Below are 18,622 nucleotides of genomic sequence, written 5' to 3'. Positions count from 1 at the left end.
GCGCCGGCTGGTCCTTGAGCACCAGTAGCACCTTGAGCGCCAGCTGGTCCTTGAGCACCAGTAGCACCTTGAGCGCCAGCTGGTCCTTGAGCACCAGTAGCACCTTGAGCGCCAGCTGGTCCTTGAATACCTTGAGCACCTTGAGGTCCAGTAGCGCCTTGAGCACCCGCTGGTCCCTGGGCACCTTGAGGTCCTTGAGCACCAGTAGCGCCTTGAGCGCCAGCTGCTCCTGTCGCGCCAGCTGCTCCTGTCGCGCCAGTAGCACCTTGAGCACCAGCCGGTCCTTGAGGTCCAGTAGCACCTTGAGGTCCAGTAGCACCAGTAGCACCTGTTGCTCCTCCTCCAAGGCAACCTGATCCGTATTGGACTAGGATAGTTTGAATCTCTGTTATGAGTTTAACTAGTTTGTCGATAGTGGAGCAATCTACTTTGAATAACTTAGCGATATACAATAAATAATTAAGCAAGCTTTGTAGCTCAACGTACAATGCTCCGCATGAGAAAGGTTTTGTTCTTAGAATAGTTAATAGATTAGCAATAATAGAATTTCCAATTTGTTTTTGTGCTGGAGATAAATCTAAGCAATTGAGGAATTTTTGTAGGTTATTTAGGGCAGCGATCAAGTTATCGATATGATTTTGAGAAGGGTTTTGAAAGACCGCTTGAATAGCTTGGCCAAGAGCTTGAAGAAGTCTAACGAATTCTGTAAGTTCGGACTTAGAGATGTTAATATAACTACAAGCTCTTACTTCGCAACAATCATTACCATAAAATACTTTTCCTTTATTTTTATTGTTCATCTTTTCATTCCTTTCTTTCATAGAATCAATAGTCATTACTATATATTAAAATGAAATTTATACTAAATTCGTGATGGACAAACTACCATTTCTAAAAAAATAAGAAATTGGCCCTCTTAGCAAAAATAAGTAAGATAAAGAGAAGGTTTATATAATGTAAAGACGAAAAGTTCAACATAAAAAACTGCATGCTAATTGTTGTAGGTATTTAACAATTGGCATGCAGTTTGTGGAGGAGTACCTCATTTGTATTCATTCAATTTTTCCAAAGTCGTTTTAGGTAAAATTGGAATTGAAACGGTAAAAGTTGTACCATCTTGATTACTAGTCATTTTTAATGTACCGTTATGATTTTGAATAATTTTCTTCGTTACTGACAAGCCCAGTCCTGTGCCTGAATCTTTTGTTGAGAAGAATGGATCAAAGATATATTCTTGAATGGCTGGAGGAATACCAATTCCATTATCAGTGAAAGTAATACGAACAAAGTTATTAAGGCGATAACTAGTGATTTGGATAGAAAGTTTTTTTTCGCCTTGAGCGTCGACAGCGTTCTGAAATAGGTTTAAAAAAACTTGCACAAGTTCATGACGATCAATATGGACTAATACATCATCTAATTCGGTAGAAAAAGTATAGTCAATTGAAATATTATGTAAAAAGACTTCACTAGCTAGTAACTGTTGAATATACTCACGTAAAAATGTATTAATAGGAAACGGTTCTCTTGTAAAATCGCGTGTTTTTGAAATAGCTAAAAATTTTGTAATAATACTATTTGCGCGGTCTAATTCAGGAATAAGTAAGTTTTTAAATAATTCTTTATTAGATGAAGAAACACTTTCTTGTAAAAATTGTAAATAACCTCGTACGGTTGTAAGAGGATTACGTACTTCATGCGCAATACCAGCTGCGATTCGCCCTGCTAAAGAAAATTTCTCTGCATCACGTTCCGTGTTTAAATAATGAAAGACACTAATAACTCTAAAAATCTCTCCGTTATAATCACGAATAATTCGGTTATTTAAAATGCCATAGTTTTTGTCTAAAACTTCTTCATTATATATTTCTGTACCCGTTCTTAATGTTTCAAGAGCTTTAATTTTTTCTTCTGGCAATTTTAGTAATTGTTGGATTGGTTTTCCGATTATATCATTTCGTACTACACCAAAATCATCTGCTGCAGCTTGGTTACATAAAGTTATATTTCCTTTAGCATCAACAAAGGTTACATGATGTGAAAAAGCATCAAAAATATGAACAAAGTATGTTTCAAGTTGCTCAAATAAAAATAATGAATCACAAGTAAGTTGAAAATCAGCCTCTTTATTTTCTTTTTGTATGTTTTGGATGGAATGAGTCGTTCTCGTTTTCTTTATTTGTAAACCAATATGTGGATTTTTGTATGTGAAATGATGTGGTAATTGATTCACAAGCTCTTCATAAAAACGTACTTTAGTTTCTAGTTCTTCTATTCGTTTTTCATGAGATACAATATCATCGTTTGGAAGCATAAATAAATAACCCCTCAATTTAAAAATTCTTCCATCTAGTATATCATATTTTTATACGGATACTCTTAAAGAAGGGGCTACTTAATGAAATTGATTAGCCGAAGTGTTCGGGAAGTGAAAAAGGGAGGGATATATTTGCTTTTCATTGGAGTGACAGGGTGGGGAGATCATGATTCTTTATATATAGACCCCTATGAAAATAGAAATAAATTACGAACATATAGTGAGTATTTTCCTATAGTGGAAGTGGATAGTTCATTTTATGCGATGCAACCCGCACGAAACTATACAAAATGGGCAAGGGAAACACCGAAAGATTTTGCTTTTATCGTAAAAGCATATCAAGGAATGACAGGACATATGAAAGGTGAAATCCCTTTTTCTACGTTTGATGAGATGTTTGATGTGTATAAACAATCTATTCTTCCTTTAATAGAAGCTGATAAATTAAAAACGATTTTATTTCAATATCCACCATGGTTTGATTGTAAAAAGAAAAATGTAGATTTTCTTCGATATACGAAAGAAAAAATGGAAGGTTTGCCGTGTGCTATAGAATTTCGAAATCAAACATGGTTTTATCCAGAAATGAGAGATAAGACGTTACAGTTTCTAGAGCAGGAGAAATGGATTCATACAATTTGTGACGAGCCACAGGCGGGGATAGGTTCGGTACCGCTCGTTTTAGAAGTAACGAATGCAGAGATGGTGTTAATACGTTTTCATGGTCGAAATGTTCATGGATGGCTTGATAAAGGGGAAAATTGGAGAGCAGTTCGCTGTTTATATCGCTACAATAATAAAGAACTAAAAGAATGGGTAGAGAGACTAGAGCAATTAAAAAAGAAGACAAAGGGCATATATGTACTATTTAATAATAATTCGGGCGGAGATGCAGCGGATAATGCGAAACAGCTTATGAAAATGATGAACATTACATATGGTGAGCCGAAGCCTGAGCAATTAAATTTGTTTGAATGATGATAAATAAGAAAGGCACTGTACAAACAGGGGGAATGTACAGTGCCTTTCTATATGAAAAAGAGGGGTAACAATGTTACTGAGCGTTTGGTTGATTCATCAATTGTTGGCTTCGTAATAAATGATAATGGTTATCATTATCATTGTCAATAGTTTTCCGAAAAATAAATAAAAAACTTTTTATGAGACATTAACGGGTAGGAAGATACCTGATAAAAAGTTTGGCTGAAGCAAAGAAGTTTTTCGGGGTAGAATGCTAGTAAACTCCTGATAAAGTATCAAAAAAAGAACAGCAATTAATGCTGTTCTTTTCCAGTGACGAATTGTTGTAAATCAAAAGGAGTTATCGCTTGGATAAATTCTTTTGAGATAAGTGTTTGAACAAGAGTACTCTCAGAAATGGAAGCACCTGTTTTCTTTTCATAAGCTTGTTTTAATAAATCAAGTTTTTCAGCCGTTTCTTTCGGTAATTCAATTGTTAATGTGTTCATAATTTCTCCCCCTTACTATTAGAGTACCACTACAATATAGGAGAGACAAGGAAAGAGAATGTGAAACATAAAAAAGGTTACCATTTATAAATGGTAACCTTTTTTATGTATAAGAGTTATTAAGCAATACCGATGTACTTTAAAGTTTTTGATGGAGTACTATGATCAAAGAAGTGTTGTAAAAATGCGATGTCAACACCTGATTTGTATGCACAATATCCCCAAGTTTTTCGAAGTGTATGTGAGCTAATCCCTTCTAATCCAACTTCTTTTGCAGCTTTGTTTAAAATGTACCATGCATGTTGTCTCGTAATAGATTTTGTTCCTTTTTGAGACTTTAATAATGGTTCATTACGTTTCCAAGTTTTACGTTCTTTCATGTAGTCTTCGATCGCGTGCTGTAAGTCTTCATTTACAGCAAACCATTTATGTTTCTTTACCTTTTCATTGTAAAATAAAATGGAATGGCGAACATTTTCATTTTCATCGATTACATCACTAACTTTTAATTGTAAGATTTCACTTACTTTTAAGCCAGAATTTACAGCTAATACGAATAATAAGCCATCACGTTTCGAAGATTGTAAAAGTATATTTTTGATAGTTTCTAATTGTTTTTCATTTTGAATAGGTTGTCCTGCTTGTTTCATTTCACGCACTCTCCTCTTTTATGTGTGTAAAGGAAAGGATTAACTTGTTTCTAACTATAAAGGGAGAGTGTGAATTTCATGTGAACTCCTAGTGAAATTAAGACAAATTATTTGACTTCTTTTACTTTTTGTAAATTAAAGTAGAATATAACACTATTAGTCGTATTATATACACCGTACTCGGCATGATGGAGATCTAAAATGTTTTTTACAATAGATAAACCGAGACCGGTACCTCCAGTATGACGGCTACGGGATGCATCTAAACGGTAGAAACGATCCCAAATTTTTTCAAGACTTTCTTCTGGGATAGGGTTTCCTGTGTTTTCGATTTCGATTTTTATTGTATCTTTCATTGCTATAACGGAGACTTGTATTTTTTCTCCATCTGGCGTATAGCGAATTGCATTGCTAAGTAAGTTCACAACGACTTGCTCAATACGACTACGATTCGCTTTAACAAATATCGAAGAGTCTACATCTATGTTTACTTGTAAATGCTTTTCCTCCATGCTAAATAATAACTTTGTATAGACTTGTTGAATTAATTCACCGATTGAGAATGTCGTCATATCTAGTTTGTACGTACCTGATTCTAATTTTGCCAATTCTAACATTTCAACAATAAGTCTGTTCATGTTTTCTGTTTCTTCTAAAATAACATCTGTGTAATACGTCGTATCTTTACTAACGCCATCTTTAATTCCTTCTGCGAAACTTCTAATTACACTGAGCGGTGTTTTTAATTCGTGTGATACACCAGAAATGAATTCTTTTCGCGTTTTCTCTAATTGACGTTCACGTTCAATATCTTGTTGTAATTTTGTATTGGCAACATTTAATCGATCGATTCGGTCTTTTAAGTTTACAGATAATGTATTAATACTACCGGAAAGCCCACCAATTTCATCGTCTGCTGTCACAGGTAATTTTTCACTAAAATCAAAATTGGCCATTTTCTTTGTAACGCGATTCATTTTAATTAATGGTTTCACAATGATTTTTGAGTAGTAGAAGGATAATAAAATAATTACGAGAAATACGATGATTAAGGCATAGACATAATAGTCCTTTAAAACGAGCATTGCTTCATTAACAGGTTGTAAAGATGCTATCGCAAAAGCGTATTCTGTAATTTTTCCATTTTCAATAATAGGTTTTACAAAGATACTATTTTTTATATTTTCTCCGCCATCTATTATATAAGTGTTTAATTGCTGCGAGTTAGCAGTGCCATTTCTAATAATCTCTGCAAAATATTGAACGGCTTGTAATGTTTCAAAATCATTTGCAAGACGAACATCCGCTTTGGATGGAAGCTGTAACTTAGATACAATACCAGTAAACTCAATTTGAGTCACAGTTTTGGATCGGCTTGTAAGTCTATTTTTAGCAGGGTTGCCATTAATGGATTGAAAATCTGAATTGACATTTTCGTTTTGCCATCGATTATAGTTTGTTGTCAATTCTAGCGGTGTTATGGTGGAATCTTGTACAAAACCGACGACGTTTATCATCCCATCTTTTTTCAATCCTAAGTTTTCAAATTTATTATATTCTTCGGGCGTTAAAACATTATTGAGTGGAATGGAATATGCTTTATTATTTTTAGGATTAATTACATCAATGTAAAAATTATTGTCGCTTTTAATAATGCCGTTCGTATTTAAAAACTGCATTTCAGCATTTGTTTTATCATGAAACTCTTGTTTTAGTTTTCGAACTTCCTCATAAGTTTTACCACTTTCTTCGTAAGTATCTACAAACTTCTCAAAAGCAGTTTGAACTGTTTTTACTTTTTTATTAATATAAAATTTCTCTAAAAATAGAGATTGTCCTAAGAAAAAAAGGAGGAATATGATTGTAAATAATGTTGATGTTAATAAAAATAGTTTAAAGACGATACTTCTGTTTTTCACTGCGTCACCTCTTGTGAGAAATACTGTAAATGATTTCTTTATTATAACAAACGTTACAAAAAAGTAGAGGAGAAAATCTGTCTCTTCCGAAAGTAGTTTTTAATAAAAAGTCACATAAAAAGAACTCGACAGACGTATGACGAGTTCTTTAGTGTATTATTGTTGAATTGCTGCATCTAAAGCGATTTCAATCATTTCGTTAAATGTAGTTTGACGCTCTTCAGATGTTGTTTCTTCACCAGTGAAAATGTGATCGCTTACTGTTAATACAGATAAGGCATTTACACCGTATTTCGCTGCTAATGTGTAAAGAGCAGTTGTTTCCATTTCTACTGCTAGTACACCATAATCTCCAAGTTTTTTAACCATGTCCATGCTTTCACGGTAAAATACATCTGCTGTTAAAACATTACCAACACGAACGTGTAAGCCTTTTTCAGTTCCAGCATCGTAAGCTTTCTTTAAAAGGTCAAAGTTTGCAGCAGGTGCAAAATCAAAACCTGGGAATGTTAAACGGTTCATATTAGAATCCGTACAAGCCGTCATTGCAATAATAACGTCACGTACTTTTACGTCTTTTTGAATCGCACCGCAAGTTCCAACGCGAATTAAATTTTTAACTCCGTAGCTTTGGATTAATTCGTTTACATAAATAGAAATAGAAGGAACACCCATACCTGTACCTTGAACAGATACGCGTTTTCCTTTATAAGTTCCAGTGAAACCTAACATACCACGCACGTTATTATAGCATGTAACGTCCTCTAGAAATGTTTCCGCAATATATTTTGCACGTAATGGATCACCAGGTAATAGAATAGATTCAGCAATTTCGCCTTGTTTTGCTTCAATATGTACACTCATGAAAAGTCCTCCTTATAATGTATTGATAGAAATCAATATCATTTGCATTATACACTACGAATCCTTTCAATTAAAATCTTTTAATTATTTGTAATATGTGCAAAGCAGGAGGATTTCATAAATCATAATCTAGAATATATATGTAAGAAGTTTTGTATGAACAGAGACAATAAAAATGGTAGGTGATATTTTGAAAAATCTTGTCATTGGACTTTTTGCTTTATTATTTATTGTACTAGGCGGATTTTACATAAAAAAGTATCAGGAAACTACAGAGACTGTAGGTGATGTTCAGGAAGTAAAATGGGATGTGTCAAATGGAAAAGGAAATGAGAAAGTAGATATTTTGTTTCAATTACTAAATCATAAAAATAACGAAGTTCGTGGTGTGAATGATCAAATTCGGGCAATTATTGTAGACGGACAATTAAAACAAGTACAACAAATGAAACCTACATTTGCAGGAAATGGATCCTATAAGGTATCTTCCAAAATAGCGAAAGATGAAGGCTATACAATATTTTTATATGAAGACAAAAATAAGTCTGTGCAATCATTTGCGAGGAAAGATTTTGGGAAAGAGATGGACGAAAAAAATAAGAAAAAAGCAAAATTCCCAATCGATAGTGTACTTACAAAAAAAATAGGGGAGTATGAAGTTTCTCTTTTGTTTGGTGCATTGCATCCAAATGAACCAGCGACATTAACGTTTCAATTCCAAGCGAAAAAGGGTGAAAAATTGAAATTACATTCAGAGAGAGGAGAAGTCGAGGCGCTCTATATCGTGGACGAAACGAGAGAAAACTTTTTATACGCAATACCTGTTGATACAGATGAGCAAGTACAATATCGCATTACATTTCCTGCCGAAGGAGCGTATAAAATATGGGGAGATTTCTATATAAATGGTAAGAAATATGAAAAAGAATTTATTGTACAAGTTCAAAAAAGAAAAAACAGCTAAATGTTTAGCTGTTTTTTCTTTTTCCTATTAATTTTGTTACAGAGAGCATTGTAATTGGTAAAGAATGATTCTTTCTAAATGCTAAATATTTACCGCTCCATGCTGGTTTATATTTTTCTTTAAAATGACGTAGCCCGCTGAAACTATACGTATAACGAACATTATTAAAGATGGCAGCAGCAACTCGTTCAGACCAGAAAGATTGTGTCGATAAACCTACATTTGAAAGTGGTGCCATACCAATATTAAAGGAATGGTATTCATTTTCTTTTGCCCACTGGAACAGGTGGATGAAAATTGCATCCATAATGCCACTAGGTGCATCTGGATAATAGCGCATTAAATCAACAGACAATGATCCGTCTTGATATACGGGCATAAAGGTTGTAAATGCGATGATTTTTCCATCTGCATCAGATAATGTAGCGATAGGTGCTCGGCTAATATATTCGCGATCAAAGTATCCGAGTGAAAAGCCTTTCTCTTTTTTACCGCCGAGCCACGCATCTGAAACTTTCTTTAACTCTTCATATAGTTCATCTGAGAATGGTGGCTGGTGAATAGAGAATGTATAGCCTTCTCTTTCAAAACGGTTGAAAGTCGCTCGCATACCAGCGCGTTTTTTTCCTGTTATTGTAAATGTATTTAAATCAACGACAGCTTCTTCACCAAGCTTAAAGAAGTTATAACCAAAATCATGATATAAACTCATCCATTTACTTTCGATTTGGTAGAATACACAAATGTATCCAAATCGATCAGCCTCAGCTAAAAACTCTTGTAACACAGTACGGTAGGAGGAAGGGTCTCCAATTGGATCACCTAGCACAACAAGACGTTTTCCTGTTATAGAGAAGAGAAGGAGCGCTTTCCCATCACTACTGAAGAAGAATTGTTTATCACCTAAAAATCCTAAATGACTAAGTACATTTCCGTCATGTTCATCTAAAAAGTTTTGCAATCTTTTATCATTAGCTGGTTGCCCGGGAAATTCATTTCGATAACGATTGGCAATGAGTGAGCCAATCAGTAAAAAGGTAGGAACGAAAAAGGCAGCTGCTAATGCACTTCGTTTCACTTGTGTAATATTACGAACGACAAAGTCAGGTTTAAAAGCTTCTTTTGCACCTGCAAATAAAATACCTAAGTTTTTATATAAATATAAAGTTATAAGTAAGAATATAAAAACTTTTACCATATCAGAAAGCGAAACTTCCATTTTCTCTCGTACAAATCTTTTACGAAGCATATATAATACAGCGAGTACGATTAATAAAATAAACGTCTCTTCAATATCAATTCCTTTTAGCGTATTAAAGATGGCTGCTCCGATTAAAGAAATAATCGTCATATAGTAAGAACGTTTTGTTCCATAATATATCCCTCGCGAAAGGATTAGCAGGAGAATACCAAATGTTAGTGATAAGCTAAAAGAAAATTGAATAAGATGTTTTGGAGCTAGAATATGTAAGGCGTGTGCCCTGTTTATACTTGTTGGTAGAATGGTCGATAAAATAACCATTAAGCCAGCAAATACTGTTAAAGCAGCAGATGCCCATGAACCTAGTTTTCCTAGAAAGTCACGCTGCAAGGTCCATATAACACCAGTTGTTTCTAGTGCAGGCGCAATAAAAGGTTTATCTTCAAACTTTTTAATGGCCACGCCTGTCATTTCAAAAGCTGCAAAAATAAGACCAAGGCAGAAAGGTAAAATGTAATAGACAAGGCGATATAATAACATAGCAGGTAGTAATACGCCTGTATCAATGCCGTATTGTCCGAGTCCAGTTAAAAAGACAAGATCAAATGACCCAAGTCCACCAGGTACAAGGCTAACAACGCCAGCTAAAGCAGCAATTACATATACACCTAAAAACTTTTGAAATTCGATATCGATGCCAAATAATATTAATATAACGTACATAACAATACCAGCAGATACCCACTCGACTAATGAAACTAATGAGTATAAAACAGTTGGGTTTTTCTCTTCTTCTTCTTCTTCTTGTCCTTCAGTTTGGTTTGTTTTTCTATTTTTAAGTTTAGAAAAGCCAATATATATAGGGACGAAAAGAGCAAAGAAGATAAGAACAGGCCATAGCCACGGTTTTTCATGCAAAATAAAACTTGTGTCTAATATTCCAATAAGACCGAGGAATGAAAGAATGGCTAATCCGTTAATAAAAGCAGTTGTCATCCAGGCGATACTTTTAATAAGTTTGCCATTTTCTTTTATGTATGGACGATAAAGCATTGTGCGTACACCAGCTCCAACGAGACCACCAAATCCAATAAATCCATTTAAAGTATTAGCAATCCATGAGATACGGAAAATCTTTTGGACTGGTATATCAGCTTTTAAATAACGAAGCATAACATAGTCATAAAAGAACATTGTTGATACGGCAAATGCGCCAAGTGTAATTGCTAAAAAGACTCCTCCGGTTGGAATGTTTTTAATTGTATTGATTGCTTCTAAAAAAGAAATGCCTGCTAATTCTTTTTTTGCTTGAAAGAATACAATTGTTAATACAATAAATGGGAAGATAATTTTCCCAATTTGTAAGAAACGTTTCCATGAAAACGACATAAATACAACTCTCCTTGTATAAGAAAACTGAGACAATAATATTATTATGACAAACTTCAAGAAAAATAAAAAGGTAAATTCCTTTATAGGGAAGCTATTTTTTATAACGGTTATATTTAAAAGAGTATTCCGTTTGTCAGAAAATTAAGTTAAAATAAATTGAAAGAAGGAAGAGAGGGGAAGTAGATGATTATAATAGGTTATGCGGGATATGAGTTAGAGAAAGCAAAACCTAATACATCAGAAGATTTCTTTAATAGATCTGAAGTGACATATATATTAAATAATGAAGAAAGAACTTTTTCCGTTTTATACGTTCGATATTTTGAAGAAGTTTTACAAGAAATTACTTCTTTTGAAGGAAATCCAGTATGTCAAGTAGAAGAACAAGACATATATTTGCGGGAAATTGTAGCGATATGTTGTTTACTGAAAGAGAATGAGCTTCGTACACAAAAACGTTTGTATGTAAATAATATAGAAGAATTCCAACAATATTTTGATGAGGGAACAGTGGTGAAAGTACAAGAAATATTGGCTGAATTACATAAAAATAAAAGAGTAGAAATAGCGTGAAATGGCAAAGGAGAGGGAAAAAATGTCTAATCTAATGGTTGAAAATCAAACAGAACAAGTTTCTATGTTTTTAGAAGATGTTATTACTTTGATAACCAATTATGTAAATTATCATACGTTGCCTTCTTTATTAGAAGAAACACCAGCAGGGAACGAGCGATATTATAAAGGGTTATTAGCATCAATGAGACGTCTTCTCGTTTTTTGTGAAGAAGGACATGATGCATGTTTTGTTCTGTTAAATAGCCAGCCATTTCGAAAAACAGCAGCTGAAAAAATTTTATATAAAATTTATCATCAAGTAATTGCAGAGTTTTTCTCACCGAAGAGTGATCATTGGTATGAAAATAGTCGGTCTGCCTATACAGGGAAAAACTCCATTGTTTTTCAACAAACGCCACCAGCATCTGTAGAGCAAGTGATGAAGAGTTTAGAAGGTAAATTTCAATTGATGCGTGAAGAACTAGAATATTATGAGACGGATTACCAAACAAAGATGTTACACAAATATTAATTGCGAAAAAGAAGCTAAGGGGACTTAGCTTCTTTTCCTTTTGTAAAGTTATATAAGGGATTTCCTTTGAATATATTTATGGGGATAGCATTAAGGAGGTGTAACATGAGTCAGCAAGGTGTATTTACAGATTACTTTCATGAAGTAGAGAGCTGGTGTGAAAGTGTTCTTCACGTATTAGATAGCCGTGCAATGGAAGTGTATGATGTCCATATGCTTGCTTATAAAATTCAAACGTTATTAGATCGTATGAAAGAGCATGAGTATGATACAGATGCAGAGTTTATGTATGAAATAAGTGATGATGTAGAACATATTCAGCATCACTTGCAGGAAGTATTCGTGCAGGGAGAAGAGGAATATGAACTATATGAAAGAGGGGGTAGTGAACGAGCTGTTCCAATTGGAGGGCACACACTTCCACCATTACCTTATCCGTATAATGCGTTAGAACCTTATATTTCCAGAGAAATTATGATGTTACACCATGATAAACATCATCGCAGTTACGTGGAAGGATTAAATAAGGCAGAGAAGATGATGGAAGAAGCGAGAAAAACGAATCAATTTGATTTAATTAAACATTGGGAAAGAGAAGCGGCTTTTCATGGATCAGGTCATTACTTACACACGATATTTTGGAATAACATGAAAAAAGATGGTGGTGGAAGTCCAAGAGGGGCTCTTTCACAGCAGGTTGAACAAGACTTTGGGAGTTTTTTACGTTTTCAAAAACATTTCACAGAAGCAGCTTCTAAAGTGGAAGGATCAGGATGGGCGATTCTCGTTTGGGTTCCACGATCTGGAAGATTAGAAATTTTGCAGAGTACACTTCATCAATTATTTACACAATGGGATACGATACCGCTCCTCGTACTAGACGTGTGGGAACATGCGTATTATTTACAATACCAAAATCGAAAAGATGAATATATTAAAAACTGGTGGAATGTTGTAAATTGGCCTGATGTCGAGAAAAGATTTGAAAGTGCGAAACAAATTGAATGGACACCGTATTAGACGCAGGTTTTCTGCGTCTTTTTTATTGGAAGGGGCAAGAGATTTCGTTCATATTTTAAAAGGCCAAGCATACACTTGTACAAAAAGTGCCAAAAGGACGTGGGGGGAAATATGAGACGAATTTGTGTAATAATCACGCTTCTTATTATGTATGCAAGCGTTATGCCAATTCCTACATATGCAAAGATGAACAGTAATGTCAGTGCTCGAAATGCTGTATTAATGGAGCAACAGTCAGGCCGTGTATTATACGGGAAAGCAGAACATGAGCCACAAAAAATTGCTAGTATAACAAAAATTATGACAGCCTTGTTAGCTGCTGAATCAGGAAAAATGAAAGAAATGGTATCGGTTAGTAATGAAGCGGTGAGAGTAGAGGGATCAGCAATTTATTTAAAGCCTGGACAGAAAGTGAAGTTAGAGGATTTAGTATACGGACTCATGCTTAGATCTGGTAATGATGCAGCACAAGTAATTGCTGAAAATGTAGGAGGGAGTATAGAAGGGTTCGTATATTTAATGAATGAAAAGGCGAAACAAATTGGAATGAAAGATACGCACTTTTCAAACCCACATGGTTTGGATGGAGATGGATCCCATTATTCGTCGGCTTATGATATGGCACTTTTAACGAAGTATGCAATGGGGAACGAAACCTTTAAGAAGATTTTTGGAACAAAAACGTATAAATCAGACTCATGGGATTATCCGTGGAAAAACAAACATAAACTTGTGACGTCGTATTATGAATTTGCAACAGGAGGAAAAACAGGTTTTACGAAGAAAGCAGGACGGACGCTTGTTACAACAGCATCAAAAGATGGACTAGATCTAATTGTCGTAACTTTGAGCGCTTCTAGCGATTGGGATGATCATATGAATTTATTTGATAAGGGTTTTGAACGTTTCAAGCAAACGAACGTTGTAGGACAAGGAGCTCTTGCTGAAATAACTGAAAAGAAATATGCCAATCATGTCTATACGAAAAATAGTTTTGCGGTGCCATTAACTGAGCAAGAAAGAAAGGATGTCGTATTAAAAGTTGAACTCGATAAAAGCTCAAAGCTTAAGGATGGTGTAAAGGTTGGGAAGACAGAAATTTATGTTGGCAATGAGAAAGTTGGAGAACGGAATTTATTTTATAGTAAACGAAAGTTAGTAGCTACAACGGGAATGTACTGGAATAATGTGAAAGAAATTTTTTCTCATATGATAGGTGTTGGAAGCGATGGTTAATCTCGTATGGGTAGCGATGGCAGTCATAGGGATCGTATATGCCATGATAAATGGAACGATGGAAGCAATAAATAAAGCTGTATTTGACGGAGCAAAAGACGCAGTAACAATTTGTATAGGACTGATTAGTGTTTTAGTATTTTGGCTTGGTTTAATGAAAATTGCAGAGGAAGCAGGGTTGTTAAAAAAGTTAGTGTCACTTTTTATGCCGATCGTAAAAAGGTTGTTTCCAGAAATACCGAAAGATCATCCGTCAATGGGATTTATTTTATCGAATATGATGGCAAACTTTTTTGGGTTAGGTAATGCAGCGACCCCTCTCGGTATTAAAGCAATGGAACAATTGAAAGAGTTAAATGGAGGGAAGGACTCGGCGAGTCGTTCTATGGTAACGTTTCTCGCGTTAAATACATCAGCGATTACTTTAATTCCTACGACTGTCATTTCGATTCGAATGACATATGAATCAGCGAATCCTACTGAAATTGTTGGGGTAACATTCATTGCACAAGTACTCTCTATGATTGGAGCGATTTGGATTGACCGCTATTTTTACCGAAGAAGGAGTAGGAAGGGGCGGAAAAAATGAGCATTGTCAATACAATTTCATTATGGGTAATCCCTTGTGTAATTGGTTTTATCCTTTTATATGGCACGATAAAGAAAGTGCCAACGTATGAATCATTCGTTGAGGGAGGAAAAGAAGGAATTCAAATTGCAATCTCCATTTTACCGTTTATGGTTGGAATGCTCGTATCTATTTCTATATTTCGAGCTTCAGGTGCGTTAGATGCAATGATATCAGTAATGAAGCCGATGTTAGATTTAATTCATGTCCCAGCAGAAATTGTTCCGCTAGCACTTATACGCCCTATTTCAGGCTCTGCTGGTTTAAGTATTACGACCGATTTAATTGCCACATATGGGCCAGACTCATTTATTGGAAGATTGGCTTCTACGATGCAAGGGAGTACAGATACGACTTTTTATATTTTAACAGTATACTTCGGAGCTGTTGGAATTAGAAAAATGGGAGATGCATTAAAAGTAGGACTTTTTGCCGATTTGATCGGAATTATTTGTTCGATTGTGTTTGTTTCTTTAATGTTTAAGTAATGCTATTCATTTTTTATGCTATTTCGCTTATAATACGTATACGACCACTATTAAGGTGTTGCTTAATAGTGGTTTTTTTATGCGGTATTTTTGACAAAATGATGAACTTTTATTGTGAGCAATATGAAGAATATGGACAATAATAAAAGGTAAAAACATGATTTGACCTTTATATGTTTATTATCATCGCTATGTTGTTTAAGTAAGATGAAGCGAAAAGCCGTCAAGTGTATGCGGTTGCCAAGTCTTTCTAATGTAAGGTAAGATAAATTCGAGGTGAAAAAAAGAAATGGAACGATTACAAAAAGTGATTGCGCAAGCAGGTATTGCATCAAGAAGAAAGGCTGAGGAATTAATTCAGCAAGGAAAAGTGAAAGTTAACGGAAAAATAGTGAAGGAGTTAGGAACGAAAGTCACTCCTCAAGATAAAGTAGAAGTAAATAACATCCCTCTTGAAAAAGAAGAACCTGTTTATTTTTTACTATATAAACCAACTGGCGTAATTTCAAGTGTATCAGATGATAAAGGAAGAAGTGTTGTAACAGACTTTTTCCCTGAAATTAGACAACGTTTATTCCCAATCGGACGCTTAGATTATGATACGTCGGGCGTATTATTGATGACAAATGATGGGGAATTTGCAAATGTATTAATGCATCCGAGATATAAAGTTGAAAAAACGTATGTTGCAAAAATTAAAGGGCCATTAACAGGTGAGAAAATTCGCATGTTAGAACGAGGTGTTGCATTAGAAGATGGGAAAACAGCACCAGCACAAGTGAAAATTATTTCTTGGGACAAGCGTAAAGAAATGGCGATTGTACAATTAACAATTCATGAAGGACGTAACCGTCAAGTACGTCGTATGTTTGAAGCGTTAGATTGTAAAGTAGTGAAACTAAAGCGTGAACGCTATGCTTTCTTAGAAGTAGGAAGCCTGCGACCTGGTGATGCAAGAGAATTGACACCACATGAGGTAAAACAATTACGTGCATTGGCTTCTACAAAGCCTCGCTAATCGATCTTGTGAAAATTTCACCAGTGGAATGCTCCGCTGGTGATTTATTAAAAAATACATATATTCATCACTCGTCGAAGAGAGGGGAGACAATATGAAAAAAAATCGCTTATTATTTCGCGTTATTATTCTGCTCATTTTATGTGGTGCTGTAGGATTTACACTTTATCAAGGATTCTTTGCTGATAAAGAGAAAATGCAAATCGGAAAAGAAGCACCTAACTTTGTTGTGACAGATTTAGAAGGAAAGAAAATTGAATTAAAAGATTTAAAGGGAAAAGGTGTATTTTTAAACTTTTGGGGCACTTGGTGTAAACCTTGCGAGAAAGAAATGCCTTATATGAATGAATTATATCCAAAGTATAAAGAAAAAGGCGTTGAAATTATTGCGTTAGATGCAGATGAAACAGAAATTGCTGTTAAGAACTTTGTGAAACAATATGATTTGAAGTTCCCAGTCGCTATTGATAAAGGAACAAAAATCATAGGGACATATAGCGTAGGACCATTACCGACAAGCTTCTTGATTGATAAAGATGGAAAAGTAGTGGAGAAAATTATAGGTGAACAAACGAAAGAACAGTTAGAAGGATATTTAAAGAAAATTACTCCGTAATAAAGAAAGCCTTTACATGAGAGGTGCTTACCTATAGCACCTTTGGTTTAAAAATTCTGAGTATTGCGGTAACTTGAGGTTAGAATATACAATAGTACATATAGATACAGGGGCGGTGAGAGTGTTGAAAGAAATTAAGTGTGAATGTGGACATGTTAATCCGATAGGAACTGTTTTTTGTGAAGCTTGTGGGAAACCATTTGAAAGCAATGAAAATATAAAACTATTGGATATGCGCTATGAGGGGAGTGCACGAAGATCTCTCACGCAAACAAAAACGATTGTCGATAAAATTTGGAGCTTTTTCTCTTCTGTAAAAGTGGGTGTATGGCTCATTGTAATCACTTTAGCTGCATCGGCGGTTGGAACTATTTTTCCACAAGAAATGTACATAACTCCAGGGATTGCACCAGCTGAATATTATAAACAAGAATATGGATTTTTAGGACAATTATACTATCAATTAGGATTTAATAATTTATACGGTTCGTGGTGGTATATGATTTTAATTGCTTCAATTGGTATTTCACTTGTGATATGCAGTTTAGATCGTGTCATTCCGCTTTATAAAGCCTTAAAGAAGCAAGGGGTGAAAAGACACCCTAGCTTTTTAAAGAGACAACGATTATACGGCACTGGTACACCCCAAGATGGTGATTTGGAAAAAATCCAAATGAATTTAAAGAAAACGAACTATAACGTGAAAGTGGAAGACGGTAACATTTTAGCTGAAAAGGGACGGTTTTCACGCTGGGGTCCATATGTGAATCATATCGGTCTCATTATCTTTTTATTCGGTGCAATGCTCCGTTTTTTACCGAGTATGTACGTAGACGAAGCGCTTTGGTTACGTGATGGTGAAACGAAAGAAATACCAGGAACGGATGGGCAATACTATCTAAAAAACGAGAAATTTATAAAGGAAGTTTACGATAAAAGTAAGGACAAGGAAGTTTTTGATGAAGCAATTGACCGTGTAGGTGATAAAATGATTGCGAAAAACTTCCAAACGAATGCGGTATTATATAAAGTAGTTGGCGAAAATATAGCAGGACAAAAACCGAAATTGGAAAAGATAAAAGAAGCGGAAATTCGAGTAAATGAGCCAATGAAATTTGATCAATTTGCTGTTTATCAAGTGGATTACAAAGAAAGTGAATTTAAAAGCATGTCATTCCATTTGCAAAACAAAGAAAATAATCAAAAGTGGGGACCAATCAAAGTTGATTTAACGAATCCTACAGAAAAATTCGATTTAGGAAATGGTTATTCTTTAGAACTATTAAGCTATTTTCCTGATTTTTATTTTGACGAGAATGGAAGACCGAATACAAAAACGAAATTGCCAAACAACCCTGCATTTGTGTTTAAAATGTTTACGCCTGAAACACCAGATGGTGAAGTGAGTTTTGTTGGTATTCAGCAAAATATAGAACCAGATGGGAATAACAAATATAAAATGTCGTTTGCAGGTGTTGAAATGCAAAATGCAACAGCACTTACTGTAAGGAAAGATTTAACGCTTTGGATTCTCGGTATTGGCGGATTTATATTTATGGTTGGTGTCATTCAAGGAATGTATTGGAATCATCGCCGTATTTGGATACAACGCGTTAATGATGAATGGTGGATTGCAGGACATACGAATAAAAATTGGTTCGGTTTAAAGAAAGATATTGAAAGAGTAATAGAAGGTACAGCAATTCCGCAGCCAAGCGATAAAGTAGTGGATAAAAAAATTAGTTAAGGTGGG

General features: G+C 34.8%; 18 protein-coding genes. 11 read left to right on the top strand and 7 right to left on the bottom strand.

Annotated features, from left to right (window positions below):
• The coding region (locus tag KVT31_RS08905) for a collagen-like repeat preface domain-containing protein (RefSeq protein WP_254637148.1) at positions 1-800 on the bottom strand (800 nt) is incomplete at its 3' end.
• Positions 801-1,042: 242 nt separating this feature from the next.
• Positions 1,043-2,314: an ATP-binding protein gene (locus tag KVT31_RS08900; RefSeq protein WP_088095741.1), complete on the bottom strand. Its 1,272-nt coding sequence runs from the start codon at positions 2,312-2,314 to the stop codon at positions 1,043-1,045.
• A 135-nt stretch (positions 2,315-2,449) separates the two neighbouring features.
• On the opposite strand from KVT31_RS08900, the gene KVT31_RS08895 reads away from it, so the two are divergent.
• The gene (locus KVT31_RS08895; RefSeq protein ID WP_088095748.1) at positions 2,450-3,295 is read left to right on the top strand and encodes a DUF72 domain-containing protein; all 846 of its coding nucleotides are present in this window, start codon (positions 2,450-2,452) and stop codon (positions 3,293-3,295) included.
• A 296-nt stretch (positions 3,296-3,591) separates the two neighbouring features.
• Here KVT31_RS08895 and KVT31_RS08890 read toward each other — a convergent pair whose 3' ends face one another.
• The 4 genes from KVT31_RS08890 to deoD all read right to left on the bottom strand — a co-directional run bounded on the left by KVT31_RS08890 (position 3,592) and on the right by deoD (position 7,219).
• Positions 3,592-3,786, bottom strand: a complete 195-nt coding sequence (locus KVT31_RS08890) for a DUF3924 domain-containing protein (protein WP_001094861.1) — start codon at positions 3,784-3,786, stop codon at positions 3,592-3,594.
• A 119-nt stretch (positions 3,787-3,905) separates the two neighbouring features.
• Complete coding sequence (locus tag KVT31_RS08885; RefSeq protein ID WP_000806236.1) at positions 3,906-4,436, bottom strand: tyrosine-type recombinase/integrase; 531 nt, start codon at positions 4,434-4,436, stop codon at positions 3,906-3,908.
• A gap of 107 nt (positions 4,437-4,543) precedes the next feature.
• A complete protein-coding gene (locus KVT31_RS08880; protein WP_088095742.1) occupies positions 4,544-6,355 on the bottom strand; it encodes a sensor histidine kinase in 1,812 nt (603 codons plus the stop codon).
• Positions 6,356-6,511: 156 nt separating this feature from the next.
• On the bottom strand, positions 6,512-7,219 hold the full coding sequence (gene deoD, locus KVT31_RS08875) for a purine-nucleoside phosphorylase (RefSeq protein ID WP_000110707.1): 708 nt from the start codon (positions 7,217-7,219) through the stop codon (positions 6,512-6,514).
• Positions 7,220-7,394: 175 nt separating this feature from the next.
• Here deoD and KVT31_RS08870 point away from each other — a divergent pair, with 175 nt between their 5' ends.
• On the top strand, positions 7,395-8,183 hold the full coding sequence (locus tag KVT31_RS08870) for a hypothetical protein (protein ID WP_140392399.1): 789 nt from the start codon (positions 7,395-7,397) through the stop codon (positions 8,181-8,183).
• A gap of 4 nt (positions 8,184-8,187) precedes the next feature.
• Here the strand turns inward: KVT31_RS08870 and mprF are convergent, their stop codons facing one another.
• The gene (gene mprF, locus KVT31_RS08865) at positions 8,188-10,773 is read right to left on the bottom strand and encodes a bifunctional lysylphosphatidylglycerol flippase/synthetase MprF (protein WP_088095743.1); all 2,586 of its coding nucleotides are present in this window, start codon (positions 10,771-10,773) and stop codon (positions 8,188-8,190) included.
• 186 nt (positions 10,774-10,959) lie between these two features.
• Here mprF and KVT31_RS08860 point away from each other — a divergent pair, with 186 nt between their 5' ends.
• From KVT31_RS08860 to resB, 9 genes are all read left to right on the top strand, one after another.
• The gene (locus KVT31_RS08860) at positions 10,960-11,349 is read left to right on the top strand and encodes a hypothetical protein (RefSeq protein WP_088095744.1); all 390 of its coding nucleotides are present in this window, start codon (positions 10,960-10,962) and stop codon (positions 11,347-11,349) included.
• 22 nt (positions 11,350-11,371) lie between these two features.
• Complete coding sequence (locus tag KVT31_RS08855) at positions 11,372-11,863, top strand: YpuI family protein (protein WP_088095745.1); 492 nt, start codon at positions 11,372-11,374, stop codon at positions 11,861-11,863.
• A gap of 105 nt (positions 11,864-11,968) precedes the next feature.
• Positions 11,969-12,883, top strand: coding sequence for a superoxide dismutase (locus KVT31_RS08850; protein WP_088095746.1), 915 nt, complete (start codon positions 11,969-11,971; stop codon positions 12,881-12,883).
• A gap of 111 nt (positions 12,884-12,994) precedes the next feature.
• Positions 12,995-14,119 (top strand): D-alanyl-D-alanine carboxypeptidase DacB, encoded by a 1,125-nt coding sequence (gene dacB / locus KVT31_RS08845; RefSeq protein WP_088095747.1) that lies wholly within the window; start codon positions 12,995-12,997, stop codon positions 14,117-14,119.
• Positions 14,112-14,708 carry a spore maturation protein SpmA gene (gene spmA, locus KVT31_RS08840; protein ID WP_000247806.1) on the top strand — a complete coding sequence of 199 codons (597 nt, stop codon included), beginning with the start codon at positions 14,112-14,114 and terminating at the stop codon, positions 14,706-14,708. The genes dacB and spmA overlap by 8 nt, the downstream gene beginning before the upstream one ends.
• Positions 14,705-15,235, top strand: coding sequence for a spore maturation protein SpmB (gene spmB / locus KVT31_RS08835; RefSeq protein WP_000029511.1), 531 nt, complete (start codon positions 14,705-14,707; stop codon positions 15,233-15,235). Before spmA ends, spmB begins: the two co-directional genes overlap by 4 nt.
• Before the next feature lie 289 nt (positions 15,236-15,524).
• Positions 15,525-16,253 (top strand): 23S rRNA pseudouridine(2605) synthase RluB, encoded by a 729-nt coding sequence (gene rluB / locus KVT31_RS08830; protein WP_088095750.1) that lies wholly within the window; start codon positions 15,525-15,527, stop codon positions 16,251-16,253.
• A 94-nt stretch (positions 16,254-16,347) separates the two neighbouring features.
• Positions 16,348-16,869, top strand: a complete 522-nt coding sequence (resA, locus tag KVT31_RS08825) for a thiol-disulfide oxidoreductase ResA (RefSeq protein ID WP_088095751.1) — start codon at positions 16,348-16,350, stop codon at positions 16,867-16,869.
• A 121-nt stretch (positions 16,870-16,990) separates the two neighbouring features.
• Entirely contained in the window at positions 16,991-18,616 is a 1,626-nt protein-coding gene (gene resB, locus KVT31_RS08820) for a cytochrome c biogenesis protein ResB (protein WP_088095752.1), read from the top strand.
• The last annotated feature ends 6 nt before the right edge of the window (positions 18,617-18,622 follow it).

It is taken from the genome of Bacillus sp. GbtcB14 (assembly GCF_019091205.1).
In the GTDB taxonomy this organism is placed as follows: domain Bacteria; phylum Bacillota; class Bacilli; order Bacillales; family Bacillaceae_G; genus Bacillus_A; species Bacillus_A cereus_AG.
This window is presented reverse-complemented; position numbering and strand designations above follow the sequence as displayed.